Origin of the sequence: Mesorhizobium sp. LNJC405B00, from assembly GCF_000502615.1 — a bacterium.
Lineage (GTDB): Bacteria > Pseudomonadota > Alphaproteobacteria > Rhizobiales > Rhizobiaceae > Mesorhizobium.
This window is the reverse complement of record NZ_AYWC01000013.1, coordinates 239,335-253,973: the sequence shown is the minus strand read 5'-3', so window position 1 is coordinate 253,973 and position 14,639 is coordinate 239,335. Positions and strand designations below refer to the sequence as shown.

General features: G+C 63.9%; 20 protein-coding genes and 1 pseudogene. 8 read left to right on the top strand and 13 right to left on the bottom strand.

Features of this window, described 5'->3' with window-relative positions:
- The first annotated feature begins 157 nt into the window (after window positions 1–157).
- Together X756_RS142605 and X756_RS1000000168005 are read left to right on the top strand one after the other, a co-directional pair.
- Window positions 158–427 carry a CopG family ribbon-helix-helix protein gene (locus X756_RS142605; protein WP_023684527.1) on the top strand — a complete coding sequence of 90 codons (270 nt, stop codon included), beginning with the start codon at window positions 158–160 and terminating at the stop codon, window positions 425–427.
- Window positions 424–742 (top strand): annotated as a pseudogene (locus tag X756_RS1000000168005) (type II toxin-antitoxin system RelE/ParE family toxin). The gene X756_RS142605 and the pseudogene X756_RS1000000168005 overlap by 4 nt, the downstream one beginning before the upstream one ends.
- Here X756_RS1000000168005 and X756_RS142610 read toward each other — a convergent pair.
- From X756_RS142610 to X756_RS142645, 8 genes are all read right to left on the bottom strand, one after another.
- Window positions 739–1,203 (bottom strand): cytochrome c-type biogenesis protein, encoded by a 465-nt coding sequence (locus tag X756_RS142610; RefSeq protein WP_023670181.1) that lies wholly within the window; start codon window positions 1,201–1,203, stop codon window positions 739–741. The pseudogene X756_RS1000000168005 and the gene X756_RS142610 sit on opposite strands and share 4 nt — an antisense overlap.
- Window positions 1,200–3,191, bottom strand: coding sequence for a heme lyase CcmF/NrfE family subunit (locus X756_RS142615; RefSeq protein ID WP_023731028.1), 1,992 nt, complete (start codon window positions 3,189–3,191; stop codon window positions 1,200–1,202). Before X756_RS142615 ends, X756_RS142610 begins: the two co-directional genes overlap by 4 nt.
- Window positions 3,191–3,634: a cytochrome c maturation protein CcmE gene (gene ccmE / locus X756_RS142620; protein WP_023731027.1), complete on the bottom strand. Its 444-nt coding sequence runs from the start codon at window positions 3,632–3,634 to the stop codon at window positions 3,191–3,193. The genes X756_RS142615 and ccmE overlap by 1 nt, the downstream gene beginning before the upstream one ends.
- A 3-nt stretch (window positions 3,635–3,637) precedes the next feature.
- Window positions 3,638–4,792, bottom strand: a complete 1,155-nt coding sequence (gene ccmI / locus X756_RS142625) for a c-type cytochrome biogenesis protein CcmI (protein ID WP_023731026.1) — start codon at window positions 4,790–4,792, stop codon at window positions 3,638–3,640.
- An 85-nt stretch (window positions 4,793–4,877) separates the two neighbouring features.
- A complete protein-coding gene (locus X756_RS142630; RefSeq protein ID WP_023687241.1) occupies window positions 4,878–5,321 on the bottom strand; it encodes a hypothetical protein in 444 nt (147 codons plus the stop codon).
- Between the two features lie 175 nt (window positions 5,322–5,496).
- Window positions 5,497–6,915: an ATP-binding protein gene (locus X756_RS142635; protein ID WP_023702189.1), complete on the bottom strand. Its 1,419-nt coding sequence runs from the start codon at window positions 6,913–6,915 to the stop codon at window positions 5,497–5,499.
- Window positions 6,899–7,564, bottom strand: a complete 666-nt coding sequence (locus tag X756_RS142640) for a response regulator transcription factor (RefSeq protein ID WP_023731025.1) — start codon at window positions 7,562–7,564, stop codon at window positions 6,899–6,901. Before X756_RS142640 ends, X756_RS142635 begins: the two co-directional genes overlap by 17 nt.
- An 82-nt stretch (window positions 7,565–7,646) precedes the next feature.
- A complete protein-coding gene (locus tag X756_RS142645) occupies window positions 7,647–7,907 on the bottom strand; it encodes a hypothetical protein (RefSeq protein WP_023670174.1) in 261 nt (86 codons plus the stop codon).
- 280 nt (window positions 7,908–8,187) lie between these two features.
- On the opposite strand from X756_RS142645, the gene X756_RS142650 reads away from it, so the two are divergent.
- On the top strand, window positions 8,188–8,574 hold the full coding sequence (locus X756_RS142650) for an ester cyclase (protein ID WP_023731024.1): 387 nt from the start codon (window positions 8,188–8,190) through the stop codon (window positions 8,572–8,574).
- Between the two features lie 6 nt (window positions 8,575–8,580).
- Here X756_RS142650 and X756_RS142655 read toward each other — a convergent pair whose 3' ends face one another.
- On the bottom strand, window positions 8,581–8,988 hold the full coding sequence (locus X756_RS142655) for a DUF3168 domain-containing protein (RefSeq protein WP_023702191.1): 408 nt from the start codon (window positions 8,986–8,988) through the stop codon (window positions 8,581–8,583).
- Between the two features lie 217 nt (window positions 8,989–9,205).
- Between X756_RS142655 and X756_RS142660 the strand changes: the two genes are divergently transcribed.
- Window positions 9,206–9,415: a hypothetical protein gene (locus X756_RS142660; RefSeq protein ID WP_023702192.1), complete on the top strand. Its 210-nt coding sequence runs from the start codon at window positions 9,206–9,208 to the stop codon at window positions 9,413–9,415.
- Between the two features lie 7 nt (window positions 9,416–9,422).
- A complete protein-coding gene (locus X756_RS142665; RefSeq protein WP_023731023.1) occupies window positions 9,423–9,614 on the top strand; it encodes a hypothetical protein in 192 nt (63 codons plus the stop codon).
- Window positions 9,615–9,657: 43 nt separating this feature from the next.
- On the opposite strand, the gene X756_RS142670 is transcribed toward X756_RS142665, so the two are convergent.
- Window positions 9,658–9,924: a DUF1488 domain-containing protein gene (locus X756_RS142670; protein WP_023670170.1), complete on the bottom strand. Its 267-nt coding sequence runs from the start codon at window positions 9,922–9,924 to the stop codon at window positions 9,658–9,660.
- A complete protein-coding gene (locus X756_RS142675; protein ID WP_023670169.1) occupies window positions 9,921–10,184 on the bottom strand; it encodes a hypothetical protein in 264 nt (87 codons plus the stop codon). Before X756_RS142675 ends, X756_RS142670 begins: the two co-directional genes overlap by 4 nt.
- Before the next feature lie 247 nt (window positions 10,185–10,431).
- Here X756_RS142675 and X756_RS142680 point away from each other — a divergent pair, with 247 nt between their 5' ends.
- From X756_RS142680 to X756_RS1000000169485, 3 genes are all read left to right on the top strand, one after another.
- Complete coding sequence (locus X756_RS142680) at window positions 10,432–10,794, top strand: co-chaperone GroES (protein WP_023731022.1); 363 nt, start codon at window positions 10,432–10,434, stop codon at window positions 10,792–10,794.
- 64 nt (window positions 10,795–10,858) lie between these two features.
- Window positions 10,859–12,487, top strand: coding sequence for a chaperonin GroEL (groL, locus tag X756_RS142685; RefSeq protein WP_023684537.1), 1,629 nt, complete (start codon window positions 10,859–10,861; stop codon window positions 12,485–12,487).
- Between the two features lie 134 nt (window positions 12,488–12,621).
- Window positions 12,622–12,786, top strand: coding sequence for a hypothetical protein (locus tag X756_RS1000000169485; RefSeq protein ID WP_023687237.1), 165 nt, complete (start codon window positions 12,622–12,624; stop codon window positions 12,784–12,786).
- A gap of 12 nt (window positions 12,787–12,798) precedes the next feature.
- Here X756_RS1000000169485 and X756_RS142690 read toward each other — a convergent pair whose 3' ends face one another.
- A complete protein-coding gene (locus X756_RS142690) occupies window positions 12,799–14,352 on the bottom strand; it encodes a trimethylamine methyltransferase family protein (RefSeq protein WP_023731021.1) in 1,554 nt (517 codons plus the stop codon).
- Window positions 14,334–14,639: a glycine cleavage T C-terminal barrel domain-containing protein gene (locus X756_RS1000000170070; RefSeq protein WP_245264567.1), complete on the bottom strand. Its 306-nt coding sequence runs from the start codon at window positions 14,637–14,639 to the stop codon at window positions 14,334–14,336. The genes X756_RS142690 and X756_RS1000000170070 overlap by 19 nt, the downstream gene beginning before the upstream one ends.

Here is a 14,639-nt window from a genome sequence, read left to right as displayed (position 1 = left end):
AGGCAGAGCATCCTCGGACAAGAGAAATAGAGAGGCGCACATTACGGCGCCATTTCCGGTGCATGAAAGTTTTGTAATGTTGGGCGGTCGCACAAATCGCTTGGTTGCGCTCGCCTGCTGCCCTATGGTGTACACAACTCAGCACAAGGCTTTCACAATGACAGCAAGCACCACCATGACCATTCGAGTCTCGTCCGAGACCAAGCTGAAGCTGGAGCAGATCGCTACCGATACCAGGCGTAGTAAATCGTTCCTCGCCGCCGAGGCGGTCTCAGCCTATGTCGATCGCGAGCTGGATATCATCGAAGGCATAAAACGTGGCATGGCCGACGCAGAGGCTGGCCGTGTCGTGCCCCACGACGACGCCATGGCGGAGCTCGACGCGGTGATCGAAGCAGCGAAAGCCAGGCGCGCAGGCAAGGCGTGAAGCGGTTCGTCACCTGGTCGCGAGAAGCGCTGGACGATCTCACGCAGCAAGTTGCCTTTATCGCTCAGGACAATCCTGCCGCCGCCCGACGCCTCGCGGACCGTATCCGTGAAATGGGCCGGGGCCTTGGTGATATGGCGACGGGCCGACCTGGCCGGGTAACAGGCACTTATGAGAAGCCCATCGGCCGCCTGCCCTACATCATTGCCTATGAATTGCGCCTGATCGCCGGCCGTCAGAGCATTGTTATCCTGCGCGCNCCTGCGCGCCATCCACACGTCGCGGGACTGGCCTTTGGAGGAATGGCCGAGCTAGTCGCTCAGCATCTTGTCCAGCGCCGCCTGTTCCTCGGCGCTCAGCGCCTTGGTTGCCAACGAGCGGCGGGAGCGTGTGGTCAGCACAATGAAAATGCCGCCGACTAGAAGCAGAAGCACCGGCGTGCCCCAAAGCAAGGCGTTGCGCGGGCTGAAGCGCGGCTTCAACAGCACGAACTCGCCGTAGCGCGACACGATATAGTCCATCACCTGCTGGTCGGTATCGCCGGCAACCAGGCGCTGGCGCACCAGGATGCGCAGGTCGCGGGCGAGGTCTGCATCGGATTCGTCGATGGACTGGTTCTGGCAGACCATGCAGCGCAGGCCTTCCGACAGTAGCCGCGCCCTCGCCTCGAGCGCCGGATCGGTGAGAACCTCGTCCGGTTTCACCGCTTGCGCCGCGCCGGCAAACAGCAGCGCCAGAAGCAGGGTGAGCGAGGCCAACGAGAACCTGGTGCTCACGGCGCGCCTGCCGACGGCATGGAGGCTGCCTGCTTGCGGCGGCGCGAGGGTGCGCCAACCCGCAGGCGCCGGTCGAGCAGCGACATTGCGGCTCCCGCCATCATCACCAGAGCTCCGCCCCAGATCAGCGTCACCAGCGGCTTCCACCACAGGCGCACCACGACCGACCCATCGGTGCCCTCATCGCCCAGCGACAGATAGAGTTGGCTGAAGCCGATCGTCTCGATGCCGGATTCGGTCGTCGTCGTCTGCCGCACCGGAAAGAAGCGCTTGGCCGAGGTGATCTCGGCTGAAACGCCGCCACCGGCGCCGATCACGGAAAAGCGGCCGCGCTGCTCGCTGTAATTCGGACCCTGCGCCGGGAAGAGGCCGTCGAAACGCAGCGTGTGGCCGGAGAGTTCGACGCTCTCGCCGGCATGCATCGACAGTATCCTTTCGGTGCCGAAGCACAGCGTGCCGACAATGCCGAGCGTCGTCAGCCCGAGGCCGAGATGGGCAAGTGCAGTGCCGAACACCGAACGCGGCAGGCCGGCGAAACGGCGCAGCATGATGGCGGGCGACACATTGCCAAAGCCGGACTTGACGGCGAGGTCGGTGAGCGCGCCGCAGACCAGCCAGCAGGCGAGGCCGACACCAAGGGCGGCGAACACCGACGCGCCGTCGATAAACAGCCCCGTGACCAGCATCGCCAGGAGAGCGGCGCCGAAAGCCGCCATCAGGCGCTGAGCGACGGCATAGAGGTCGCCGCGCTTCCAGGCTAGCAGCGGCCCGAACGGAACCACGACCAGCAGCGGCACCATCAGCGGGCCGAATGTCAGGTTGAAGAAGGGGGCGCCGACCGAGATCTTGCCGGCCGAAAGCGCCTCGACCGCGAGCGGATAGAGCGTGCCGACCAGCACGGTGGCGGTGGCCGTGGTCAGGAACAGATTGTTGAGGACAAGCACGCCTTCGCGCGAGATCGGGTGGAACAGGCCGCCGGCCGTCAGCCGCGAGGCGCGCAGCGCAAACAGGGCCAGCGAGCCGCCGATGAACAGCGTCAAAATGCACAGGATGAAGATGCCGCGGGTCGGATCGGTGGCGAAAGCATGCACCGAGGTCAGCACGCCGGAGCGCACCAGGAAGGTGCCGAGCAGCGAGAGCGAGAAGGTGAGGATGGCAAGCAGCAGCGTCCAGATCTTGAGCGCCGAACGCTTCTCCATGACGATCGCCGAATGCAGAAGAGCCGTGCCGGCCAGCCACGGCATAAAGGAGGCGTTTTCGACCGGATCCCAGAACCAGAAGCCGCCCCAGCCGAGCTCGTAATAGGCCCAGTAGGAGCCCATCGCGATGCCGCCGGTGAGGAACATCCAGGCGACCAGCGTCCACGGCCGCACCCAGCGCGCCCAGGAGGCATCGATGCGGCCTTCGATGAGGGCGGCGACCGAGAAGGAAAAGCAGATAGAGAACCCGACATAGCCGAGATAGAGCAGCGGCGGATGGATGGCGAGGCCAAGATCCTGCAGGACCGGGTTGAGATCGCGGCCCTCGATCGGCGCCGGATTGAGCCGGGTGAACGGATTGGATGTCGCCAGGATGAACAGGAAGAAGGTGGCGCCGATAGCCCCCTGCACGGCCAGCACATTGGCGCGCAGCGTCGCCGGAAGGTTGGAGCCGAAGACGGCGACCAGCGCACCGAAGAAGGTCAGGATCAGCACCCAGAGCAGCATCGAGCCTTCGTGATTGCCCCAGGTTCCGGTGATCTTGTAGATCAGCGGCTGCAGCGAATGCGAGTTTTCCCACACGCTCGCCACCGAGAAATCGGAACTTGCATAGGCGCCGGCGAGTGCTGCGAACGATAGCGCCGTGAGCGCGAAGCCTGTGACCGTGACGGGACCGCCGACAGCCATCAGCCTCTGGTTGCCGGTACGGGCGCCGATCAGCGGCACCAGCGTCTGCACCAGCGACAGCACAAAGGCGAGGACGAGCGCGAAGTGTCCGGTCTCAACCATTACTGGCTCTTGCTCTCTTGCCACACGCCCTTGGCCTTCAGCCCGTCAGCGACTTCCTTGGGCATGTAGCGCTCGTCATGCTTGGCCAGCACGCTGTCGGCGACGAAAACGCCGTCGGCGCCAAAGCTGCCTTCGGTGATGACGCCCTGCTCCTCGCGGAACAGATCGGGCAGGATGCCGGTATAGCTGACCTTGACCGATTTGTGCGTGTCGGTGACCGAGAACGCAACCGCCGCGCCCTGCCCGCGCACGACCGTGCCCTTTTCGACGAGGCCGCCGAGCCTGATGCGCTGTCCCGGCTGCAAGCTGGCGGTGGTCAGATCGGCGGGCATATAGAAATAGGAGGCCTTCTGGCCCAACGCATAGAAGGTCAGCCCGGTGGCGGCGCCGAGGAAGGCAAGACCTCCGACAATCACCGACAATCGCTTCTGCTTGCGCGTCATGTCCTACTCCGTCGCCGTCAGGCCGAGCGAGGCGGCAAAGGCGGTGAATTTCTTCGCTTCCTCACTGTCGGCGCCAAACACGGCAATACCGCGATGCAGCGCGTCGCGCGCCTGGTCGGCCTTGCCCAGCACAACATAGGAACGAATGAGCCGCATCCATCCTTCCGTGTCGCGCGGATTTTGCCGCAATTTTTCGTCGAGGCCGGCGACCATGGTTTCGATCATGGCCTGCCTGTCCTGCGGCGCCATCGACGAGGCGGCATCGACGGCTGCGGCGTCGGGGCCTTTGGCGGGCTCTCCTGACGCGACGCTGCGGTTGGCGGCCTCGGCCAGTGCCTGTTGGACAGCTCCGCGCCATGGCGAATCCTGCGGCAGGGAATCGAGCATTTTCTGCCAAGCCGTGGTTGCCTCGGGTATGCGGCCTTCCTGGGCCAGCGCCATCGCCAAATAGAACGAGGCTTTCGCGTTTCCCGGGTCGAGTTTTAGCGCCTGTTCGAAAGCGTATTGCGCATCGGCCGAAACGATGCCGCCGGCCGCATTGGCGATCGCTTCGCCGAGACCGGCCTCGCGGGCAGCCGTGTCGCCATCGAGGCGGATGGCATTGCGATAGGCGGTCACGGCATCGGGAAAGCGCTGCAGGCGCAGATAGATCGGGGCGAGCACGTCCCAGCCGCGTCCATCGCCAGGGTTGGCGGCAAGATGGGCCTCGGCGCGCGCCACCAACTCGTCGACCGAACTATCGGCCGGATTCTTGGCCAGCCGTTCGGCAAGCGGCTGCGACGGCAGATCCGGCGAGCCGAGCTGGCTGTAAAGGCCCCAGCTGAGCAGAGGGACCGCCAGTACCGCAGCCGTTGCCACCAGCCTTGCCGCCTTTGACGGCTGCCGCGTGCCAGGCGCATCGGCTTGACCGACATTGGCTTGACCAACATCTCCCAGGCGAAGGATGCGGCGGGCGATTTCGGCGCGCGCCTCCTCGGCTTCCGCCGGCTGGATCAGCCCGCGCGCGGCGTCACGCTCAAGCTCGGCCAGTTGGTCGCGATAGACTTCGAGGTCGTGGTCGCTGCTGGTCGGAGCGTCCTTGCCGCCACTGGTCAGCGGCAGCAGCACCGTCAGGCTTGCGCCTAGCGTGAGGATTGCGGCTATGACCCAGAACAGCATGGTTCTTCCAATAGAGCGAGAGCCCTGCTCTCACAACATGAGGGTGCTGCGACGCTTTGACGGGATTCCGACCCCGGCCCAATGTTCAGGTCAGCGGCGTCCAGCTGCCGTCGGCGTTGCGGCATGCGGTGCCCCGCGCGGTCTGGCCGGCCGTGCCGGTAAACACCGTATGGGTGTACTGGCGGCAATCCTGCGAGCCGACGCGGTAGGGCTGGGCCGCGACGACTTCGCCGGAATGAGCCGAACTGTCGCTCTTCCACGTCACCTTCTGGCCGCTCGCCGTATATTCGAGCGCCTTGTATTCCGCCTCGAGCGCCTTGCGCTTCTCGGTGCTGTTCAGGCCGCTGCCGATCGATCCGCCGACGAGCCCGCCGGCCATGGCCGAGATGATCGTCGTCGCGACTTTGGCCCCTGAAGGAGGCGACGCGGGCGGGTTGGTGATGGAGATATCCGGGCCACTGCCCTTGCCCAGCGTCCCGCAGCCGGAAAGAGCGAGCAGTGCGGAAACGAGCGCAACGCGAATCTTCATGCCAACAACCGGTTTTCTTGAACGGGATGCGCTGGGGGCCGCGTCATCGGGGGGCGTCAGGACGTCATAGTATTGATATTTGTCGGAAATTTGGCCGTTCTTAACGGCTTTTGCGCAATCGAGGGGCCGCCATAACACAGGCATTCGGCCGTGTCGATTGGCCCTGGGCAGTACATCATTGCAAGCTCCGCAAGCGCACAACCGCCTTCAGCCCGCCCATCGTGGAGCGTTCCAGCGCCAGCGCCCCGCCATACTCGTTGACGAGGTCGGCAACGATGGCAAGTCCGAGCCCGGTTCCCGGCTTTGTCTCGTCGAGGCGCCGGCCGCGTTTCAAGACGTCGCGGGCCTTGTCCTCGGGGATGCCGGGACCGTCATCCTCGATCGATAGCTCGAACAGGCCGGCTGCGGCCGGCGTGACGGATACGGCAACAGTGCTCTTCGCCCATTTCATCGCATTGTCGAGAAGGTTGCCGAGCAGTTCCTCCAAATCCTCGCGCTCGCCAGCAAAGACGATGTCGGCCGCCGGCAGCGTAAGCGACAGGCTGACATCAGGCTTGAGTTTTTGCAGCACGCGCACCATGCGCTGCACCAGCGGCGTCACCGGCGTGCGGTAGACGACGCTGTCGCGCTGCGCCGCGACCCGTGCCCGCTGCAGGTAGTGGTCGACCTGTTTCTGCATCGACGCCGCCTGGTCGGCGATGAGCTGGCCCTTGGCGCCGCCGAGAGCCCGGCCCTCATTTATCAGCACGGCGAGCGGCGTCTTCAGCGAATGGGCAAGGTTGCCGACCTGCGTACGCGAGCGCTCGACGATGCGCTTGTTGTTTTCGATCAGCGCATTGGTTTCGTTGGCGAGCGGCTCGATCTCGGCGGGAAACCGGCCATCGAGCCGCTGCGCCGTGCCTTCGCGCACCTGGGCAAGCGCGTTGCGAACCCGGCGCAAGGGCTGGAGGCCGAGCAGGATAGCGATCGCATTGATGGCGATCATGCCGACGCCGAACAGGCTGAGATAGGTCAGCAATCGGCCTTGGAAGGTGGCGATCTCCTGTTCGAGCTCGGTCTTGTTGCCCATCACGCGGAAGCGCGCGGCGCGGTTCTTGGCGTCGAGCACGAATTCGCTCTCGAACACTTCGAGCTGCTCGTCGCCGATACCGTCGGTGGAGTAGCTGCGCTGGAAGCTCGAATTGAACGGCACCTCGGCGACGGTCGGCGACGGGATCGTCGTGGTCATCGAGGACGAATGAAGGTTGCCGTGCACACCTTCGGAAGCCGGCTCCACCGACCAGTACCAGCCCGAATTCGGCTCCGAGAAGCGCAGGTCGCCAAGGTCGGGAGCACCGGTGAGCTGGCCGGATTCGGAAACGCCGACCGAGCCGATCAGATTGAACAGATGCGCCGACAGCAGGCTGTCGAAGCCGCGCTCGCTGGCCTGGCGGTAGAGCGTGGTGATCAGAGTGAAGATGACGATCAGGGTGAGGATCGCCCAGATCGTGGAAAATCCGATGACGCGGAAGGCCAGCGAGCGCGGCCAGAGCCGCGCCGAAAAAGGCTTCCTTGCTGGTATGGGGAGCGGTTCCGCCTTACGCCTCCGGCTCACGCATGCGATAGCCCATGCCGCGCACGGTTTCGATCATGTCGATGCCCATCTTCTTGCGCAGCCGGCCGACAAAGACCTCGATGGTGTTGGAATCGCGGTCGAAATCCTGGTCGTAGAGATGCTCGACCAGCTCGGTGCGCGACACCACCTCGCCCATATGGTGCATCAGATACGCCAGCAGGCGGAACTCATGCGAGGTCAGCTTCAGCGGCACGCCGGCGACATCGGCCTTGGAGGCCTTGGTGTCGAGGCGCAGCGGCCCGCAAGTGAGCTCGGACGAGGCATGGCCGGCGGCGCGGCGGATCAGCGCCCTCACCCTGGCCAGCACCTCCTCGATGTGGAACGGCTTGGTGACATAGTCGTCGGCGCCGGCATCGATGCCCGACACCTTGTCGCTCCAGCGGTCGCGCGCTGTCAGGATCAGCACCGGCATCTTGCGGCCGTTGCGGCGCCAGCGCTCGACGACGCTGATGCCGTCCATCTGCGGCAGGCCTATGTCGAGCACGACGGCATCGTAGGGCTCGGTGTCGCCGAGGAAATGCCCCTCCTCGCCGTCATAGGAGCGGTCGACGACATAGCCGGCATCGACCAGCGCGTCGGCCAGCTGCCGGTTGAGATCCTTGTCATCTTCGACGACGAGTACGCGCATGATCGGTCAGGCCTGTTGATGTGTCAGATATAGGCCGATTCCGGTGGTCTGGGAAACGAGCCCTGCAAGGGGGAAGATTGGATCAGTTCGCCGGGACGACGATCTCGGAGCGGCGCGGACGCTGGCCGTCCTTGCCCGGCACAAGCACGACGATGACGCAGACCTCCTGGCCGCCACGCGTCGTCTGCGAAGCCTTGGCCAGCGTGCCGCCATTCTGCTCGGCAACCTGCTGGCCGATCGCGTAGCAATCCGCCGCGGCTGCCGGCGTCGCTTGCGACGCCAACAGGCCGGCCGCCGTGAGCGCCAGTATCGCGGTTCTGACATGAGAGCGAAGCGTTTTCATGGTCGGCGTTGTAACGCAACTGTGCTGAACGTGAAATGAACGGTGAACGGGTGAAAATCCATCCCCGCAATACCCCCTGCGCGCGCAACGAATGAATGCGATCCTACCGCCCAGTCCCTCAGACCGGGCAATGGATTCATAACCGGAAAACCGGCTGCGCGGCTATGGTGTTTGCGCGCAGGTTCTCAATTCGCAGCCAGATTGGGAACAGGTCAAGGCGAGACCATTCTGAAGGGCCGCCCTAAATAGCGCGGGAAACGCCAAATCATCGGAGTGCGCCATGACGGATAAAGACCTTGCCGACCTTTACCGGGGCTATATCGCTTGCCTGAATGCCCAGGACTGGGCGAAACTTGGAGACTTTGTCGGCGACGAGGTGCAGCACAATGGCGAAATGCTCGGCCTGTCGGGTTATCGCCGTATGCTCGAAGGCGATTTCGAGGCGATTCCCGACCTCCGCTTCAACATCGAACTGCTGGTCTGCCAGCCGCCGCGCGTGGCGGCGCGCCTGCATTTCGACTGTCATCCCAAGGGCGTGCTGTTCGGCCTGCCGGTGAACGGCAAGCGCGTGTCGTTCGCTGAGAATGTTTTCTACGAATTCGGAGAGGGTCGCATCCGCGAGGTGTGGTCAGTCATCGACAAGGCCGAGATCCCGGCGCAAATCTAGGTTGCTTCAATCATTTTGCTCGGTGAGGGCGCGTATCCGCAGCACCCCGTGGTAGAGCGCCAGGTCCTCGTCGTAGCGGGCCTCGGCGAACTCCAAGGACAGGCGGGTCTGGTCGCGCGAGCCGGTGGCGAAAGCGGCGCCGTCAAGGCGCGCCCGGATGCTGTCCATGATCAGACGCGTCTCGGCCTCGCCTTGCGCCTTCGACCAGACATGCAGCGTGATGAGCTGGTCGTCATCATTGTCGGCGCCGGTGTCCAGATCGAATGCGCTGGTCCTGCCATAGGTCACATAAGGGAAGGCGGCACTGTCGGCCGCCTGCTCGCGCAACCCGGCGCCGCCGAGCAGCGCCGTCAGCGAGGCATCGCTCTTCAATCTCATGAACAAGGCTTGCAGCAAATCGCCGGGCGCCGTCATCGTCGTCTCCGTTCGCCTGTCACGCTTTGAACAACCTCAGTTTCGCGCGCAACCTAACCGCGTTGCACGGATTTCGCCAGATGACGATCCGCCTGATGGAAGGCGGCGAATCGGGCGGCATGGCCCTTTCACGGACCGGGTTCTATTTGGCATGCGGGGAGTTTCAAGAAGGGTGTTATGAGGAGCCCTGTTTTCTCCGGCAATTCGAGGTCATTTCATGCGAACGCCACCGCTGCTGCCGGCTTTTGGAAAGCTCGGCGTCAAGCCCCCGGTCGCGATTGCGGCAGCACCCGCCCTGTCGAAGAGCACCGTGGCCCTGCGCATGCGCGAGATACTTTCAATGCATGGCGGCCTGGCCTTGAAGCTGTCGGTGGTGGCCTGGACAATCCTGATCCTGGCGGCGGCATTTTTCATGTCAAAGGCCTGATGCCGATATGACAAACCGCTACGCGTTGCGCATGGACGAGCCCGAGAGCTGGACTATCTTCGACATCTTCACCGGCCAGCCTGTCGAGCTTAAGCAACAGGTAATGGTGGCCATGAATGTGCGCGATGCGGAAGCGATGGCCGACCGCCTGAACAGCCGGGACGTCAAGCGGCGGGCAAAAGCCGACCGCAAGTCCTGACGCACGCTGATCTCAGCCGCTCTGATTGCAAGACGAACGCGCGCTAACCGAAATCCGCGGCTGTGAGCACATATATGCTCTTGCGGGTGCGGGCGTAGGCCTTGCTGGCAATGTCATGGATGGAGCTGGACGCGGTGTCGAAAGCCGCCAGATAGGTGGCTTCCGCGGTCGCCGTCCCTGATGGCGCCTTCGAGAGGGCATCGGCTGCGACAGAGAAGGAAATCTGGAACATGCCGTCGTGGCCGACAAAGCGGATGCGCTTGCCGGCCTCGTCATAGAAGCGACTTGGATTGGGGAATGTCAGGCTCATGACGTGCCCCCCTTCGGCGCGGCGGCGGCTTTCTTGACTGTCGCCCGCTTCTTCTTCGGTGTCGGGTTCAAGGCTTCCGCGACGCGGTCGGCCTCTTCCTTGGCCAGGCGCAATTCCCTGAGCCTTGCCGTCTTGATCTCCCTGGCCCTCGCTTCGGACATGTAGTCGGAGGTTGCCTTGTTGCGCTCGGCCGTCTTCTTCTGCTTGTCCATGAAGCGGGCTTCAGCTTTTTCCATGATGCTCTGATTGCCTTCGGCCATCGCCTAAATCTCCTTCGTGCCTGAAATTGTGAAATCGAACTTACGATATAAATAGTCACTTTTGCCTCGAAATTCAATTTTTTGAAATATCTAGGCGCCTCGCGACGTTTCGAACCCTGCAGACATCATAATACTTTTTAATATTTAATTTTGGCCACGAATAATTTTTGGCACTCCTATCTATCGAGTGCCAACACGCCTATAAGAACGGCGCGGTCGCCTATGCCGGCCCCAGAAAGAAGTTCTCATGAAGTTTCGGCCACTCCACGACCGCGTCGTCATCCGGCGCGCCGAAGGCGATGTCAAATCCAAGGGCGGCATCATCATTCCCGACAATGCCAAGGAAAAGCCGCAGGAAGGCGAAGTCATCGCCGTTGGGCCGGGCGCACGCGACGAAAACGGCGCGCTTGTTCCGCTCGACGTCAAGGCCGGCGACTTCATCCTGTTCGGCAAATGGTTGGGCACCGAGGTCAAGATCGACGGCGAGGACCTGCTGATCATGAAGGAAGCCGACATTATGGGCGTCATCGACAAGAGCGAGACGGCCGCTATCGGCAAGAGCGGGACGGTCGTCACCGAGAAGAGCGTCAAAGCCAAGAAGGCTGCCTGACCGGCCTGGCTTTGCCAGGCTCCGGCGAGCCGCTTGCTTCACCACACCAACGGGATTGAAAAAAATGTCTGCCAAGGAAATCAAATTCGCCACCGACGCGCGCGACCGCATGCTGCGCGGCGTCGAGATCCTCACCAATGCGGTGAAGGTCACGCTCGGCCCCAAGGGCCGCAACGTCATCATCGACAAGGCCTATGGCGCGCCGCGCATCACCAAGGACGGTGTGACGGTGGCCAAGGAAATCGAGCTTGCTGACAAGTTCGAGAACATGGGCGCGCAGATGGTGCGCGAAGTGGCTTCGAAGACCAACGACCTCGCCGGTGACGGCACCACCACCGCCACGGTGCTGGCCGCATCGATCCTGCGCGAAGGCGCCAAGCTGGTTGCCGCGGGCATGAACCCGATGGACCTCAAGCGTGGCATCGACCAGGCTGTCGCCGCCGTGGTCAAGGACATCAAGGCGAAGGCCAAGAAGGTCAAGTCGTCGGCCGAGATCGCGCAGGTCGGCACCATCGCCGCCAATGGCGATGCCAGCGTCGGCGCCATGATCGCCAAGGCGATGGACAAGGTCGGCAATGACGGCGTCATCACCGTCGAGGAGGCCAAGACCGCCGACACCGAACTCGACGTCGTCGAAGGCATGCAGTTCGACCGCGGCTATCTCTCACCCTATTTCGTCACCAATGCCGACAAGATGCGCGTCGAACTGGAAGAGCCTTACGTGCTCATCCACGAGAAGAAGCTCGGCAATCTGCAGGCGATGCTGCCGATCCTCGAAGCAGTGGTGCAGAGCGGCAGGCCGTTGCTGATCATCTCGGAAGACGTCGAAGGCGAAGCACTGGCGACGCTGGTCGTCAACAAGCTGCGCGGCGGCCTCAAGGTCGCGGCCGTCAAGGCGCCGGGCTTCGGCGATCGCCGCAAGGCGATGCTGGAAGACATCGCCGTGCTGACATCGGGCCAGATGATTTCCGAGGATCTCGGCATCAAGCTCGAAAACGTCACCATCGAGATGCTTGGCCGCGCCAAGCGCGTACTGATCGAGAAGGACACCACCACGATCATCGACGGCGCCGGCACCAAGGCGACCATCCAGGCGCGCATCGCGCAGATCAAGGGCCAGATCGAGGAGACCACGTCCGACTACGACAAGGAGAAGCTGCAGGAGCGGCTGGCCAAGCTCGCCGGCGGCGTCGCCGTGATCCGCGTCGGCGGCGTCACCGAGTCTGAAGTGAAGGAAAAGAAGGACCGCATCGACGACGCGCTGAATGCGACGCGCGCGGCGGTGGAAGAAGGCATCGTGCCCGGCGGTGGCGTGGCGCTTCTGCGCGCCAGATCGGCGCTGGCCGGGCTGACTGGCGCCAATGACGATGTGACGGCAGGCATTTCGATCGTGCTCAGGGCACTCGAAGCGCCGATCCGCCAGATCGCCGAGAATTCCGGTGTCGAAGGCTCGATCGTCGTCGGCAGGCTGTCCGACAGCAAGGACCACAATCAGGGCTTTGATGCCCAGAACGAGGTCTATGTCGACATGATCAAGGCGGGCATCGTCGATCCGGCGAAAGTGGTGCGCACCGCACTGCAGGATGCCGGCTCGATTGCAGCGCTTCTGATCACCGCCGAAGCGATGATCACCGACGTTCCGGCCAAGGATGCGGCGCCTGCGGGCGGCGGTGGCGGCATGGGCGGCTACTGACCATCGCCCGAAAATTGCCCGCTGGGAATCTGGGCGGGCATAAATCAGAACAGGCTGCCGGGGACATTTCCCCGGCGAGCCAGGAATTTCCGTCAGTCAGTCAAGACTGTCATCAACGACAGGGAGATCGACAGATGATCACATTCGCCCCGAAGCCAAACGCTGTATCCGCGACCAAGCCGGCGGAGGAGAGCCGCTTCGATCGCATCCGCCGGATTGCCGCCGACAAGCACAGGCAGGCCGATGCCGGGCCGATTCGCCGCGAGCCGTCGAAGACCGGCGACAAGCGGCCGACGTGACGGCTGCCAACCTCACGACACCGGCAACGCTCCGCCCTCTTCGGTGCGGCGGGCAATGAACTCGTCGAGCACATCGGATGTGGCAACGGCCGACGCAGGCGGCTGGAAGTCGGCCAGCGTCCGCTTCCAGATGCCGGTGGCGCGCTCGGTGGCCGACTTCGAACCGGACTGCGTCCAGCTGCCGAAATTCGACCAATCGGCGACCAGCGGCTCGTAGAAGGCGGTGCGGTAGCGCGTCATGGTGTGGCCGGCGGAGAAGAAATGCCCGCCCGGCTGGACTTCAGCGATCGCCTCGAAGCCGATCGAATCCTCGTCGCCGGGGGTCGTAGCGCAGAGTTCGGCAACCGTCTGCAATGCCTCGATATCGGTGATCAGCTTCTCGTAGGAGACGCTGAGGCCACCCTCCAGCCAGCCGGCGGCATGGATGCAGACGGTGGCGCCGGCAAGCACCGAGCCCCACAGCGCGAACTGCGTCTCGTGCGCCGCCTGCACATCGGAAATGTTGGCCGCACTGCCGCCGCCGGACCGCCAAGGCAGGCCGGTGAAGCGGGCCAGCTGACCGGCGCCCAGCGTCGCCTTGACGTGCTCGGGCGTGCCGAAGGCCGGTGCGCCGGACTTCATGTCCACATTGGAGGAGAAGGATCCGTAAACCACCGGTGCGCCCGGCCGCACCATCTGCGCCAGCGCGAGACCAGCCAGCGCCTCGGCATGCTGCAGCGTCAATGCGCCGGCGACGGTGATCGGCGCCATGGCGCCGGCCAGGCAGAAGGGCGTGATGATGGACACCTGGCCGGCCTTGGCGAAGTCGATGATGCCTTGCGCCATCGGGATATCGAGCTGGCGCGGCGAATTGGTGTTGATGACGGTATAGCAATGGACGCCGGCCAGGAACTCGTCCTGCGAGAGGCCGCGCGCCAACCGGATCATCTCGAACCCGTCCTCGACCTGCGGCGTGCCACGGGCGAAGACGAAGGGAAACTTGTCCGACAGGGTCAGCTGCGCACGGTTGACGGCATAGTGGCGTAAACGGTTGTCGACATCCTGAGGCTCGATCCAGGGGCCGAGCATATGCAGCACATCGAAATTCTGAACAAGCTTGGTCAGTTCTTCGAAAGCGGCGAGCGTGCCCGGACGCCGTCCGCGTTCGAGATCGGTGACGTTGGGCGCCCCGGCCCCGGCGAGGAACGTCATCGAGCCGAGCTCCAGCATGAGATCGCGGCTACGGTCGCCCGCCAGCGCCCGGATGGATTTCGGCGCCGAGGCCAGTGCCGCAGTGACAATATCGCGGCCGATGCGCACCATCCGGCTGTCCTCGTCGACCAGCGCACCGGCTTTGGCGTAGATCGCCCGTGCCTCCGGCAGCAGCACCTTGATGCCGAGCTCTTCCAGCACGCGCAACGCCGTGTCGTGGATGGCCGCGACCTGGTCGTCCGAAAACACCGGCTGCGGCAGGAACGGGTTCTTGAGCGAGCGATAGTTCGGGTGGCGGCTTGGCCCGCTGCCGGCCTCACCGGTGTGCCCGCGCCGGCGCTCGCGCCTGGTCTCCCTTATGATGTCATCGACCATGGCCAAAACTCCTCATTGCCGCATCGCCTGCCCTCGGGGTCGTATGGCGAGGCCGGAATAATTCGCGCCGGCCGCTCGACGCCGACAATGTGCACCGAAAGCGCGGTCCCCTCCCCGGCGAATTCGTCGCCCAGCAACGTCAGCGCGACGCTTTTGCCTATTGTGTAGCCATAGCCGGCTGAGGCGACGAAGCCGACGCGCCGGCCCTTGTGCCAGACTGGCTCGAAGCCACTGGCGTCGGCATCGACGGCGTCGACCTCCAGCGTCACGATCCGGGCGGCGCTCAA

Bases quoted from the DNA above. Each gene is read 5' to 3' on its own strand.
- X756_RS142665 (WP_023731023.1), top strand. From the start codon at position 9,423: ATGACAAACCGCTACGCGTTGCGCATGGACGAGCCCGAGAGCTGGACT.
- X756_RS142690 (WP_023731021.1), bottom strand. From the start codon at position 14,352: ATGGTCGATGACATCATAAGGGAGACCAGGCGCGAGCGCCGGCGCGGG.
- X756_RS142670 (WP_023670170.1), bottom strand. From the start codon at position 9,924: ATGAGCCTGACATTCCCCAATCCAAGTCGCTTCTATGACGAGGCCGGC.
- X756_RS142660 (WP_023702192.1), top strand. From the start codon at position 9,206: ATGCGAACGCCACCGCTGCTGCCGGCTTTTGGAAAGCTCGGCGTCAAG.
- ccmE (WP_023731027.1), bottom strand. From the start codon at position 3,634: ATGACGCGCAAGCAGAAGCGATTGTCGGTGATTGTCGGAGGTCTTGCC.
- X756_RS142680 (WP_023731022.1), top strand. From the start codon at position 10,432: ATGAAGTTTCGGCCACTCCACGACCGCGTCGTCATCCGGCGCGCCGAA.
- X756_RS142605 (WP_023684527.1), top strand. From the start codon at position 158: ATGACAGCAAGCACCACCATGACCATTCGAGTCTCGTCCGAGACCAAG.
- X756_RS142655 (WP_023702191.1), bottom strand. From the start codon at position 8,988: ATGACGGCGCCCGGCGATTTGCTGCAAGCCTTGTTCATGAGATTGAAG.
- X756_RS142645 (WP_023670174.1), bottom strand. From the start codon at position 7,907: ATGAAAACGCTTCGCTCTCATGTCAGAACCGCGATACTGGCGCTCACG.
- groL (WP_023684537.1), top strand. From the start codon at position 10,859: ATGTCTGCCAAGGAAATCAAATTCGCCACCGACGCGCGCGACCGCATG.
- X756_RS1000000169485 (WP_023687237.1), top strand. From the start codon at position 12,622: ATGATCACATTCGCCCCGAAGCCAAACGCTGTATCCGCGACCAAGCCG.
- X756_RS142615 (WP_023731028.1), bottom strand. From the start codon at position 3,191: ATGGTTGAGACCGGACACTTCGCGCTCGTCCTCGCCTTTGTGCTGTCG.
- ccmI (WP_023731026.1), bottom strand. From the start codon at position 4,792: ATGCTGTTCTGGGTCATAGCCGCAATCCTCACGCTAGGCGCAAGCCTG.
- X756_RS142630 (WP_023687241.1), bottom strand. From the start codon at position 5,321: ATGAAGATTCGCGTTGCGCTCGTTTCCGCACTGCTCGCTCTTTCCGGC.
- X756_RS142650 (WP_023731024.1), top strand. From the start codon at position 8,188: ATGACGGATAAAGACCTTGCCGACCTTTACCGGGGCTATATCGCTTGC.
- X756_RS142675 (WP_023670169.1), bottom strand. From the start codon at position 10,184: ATGGCCGAAGGCAATCAGAGCATCATGGAAAAAGCTGAAGCCCGCTTC.
- X756_RS142640 (WP_023731025.1), bottom strand. From the start codon at position 7,564: ATGCGCGTACTCGTCGTCGAAGATGACAAGGATCTCAACCGGCAGCTG.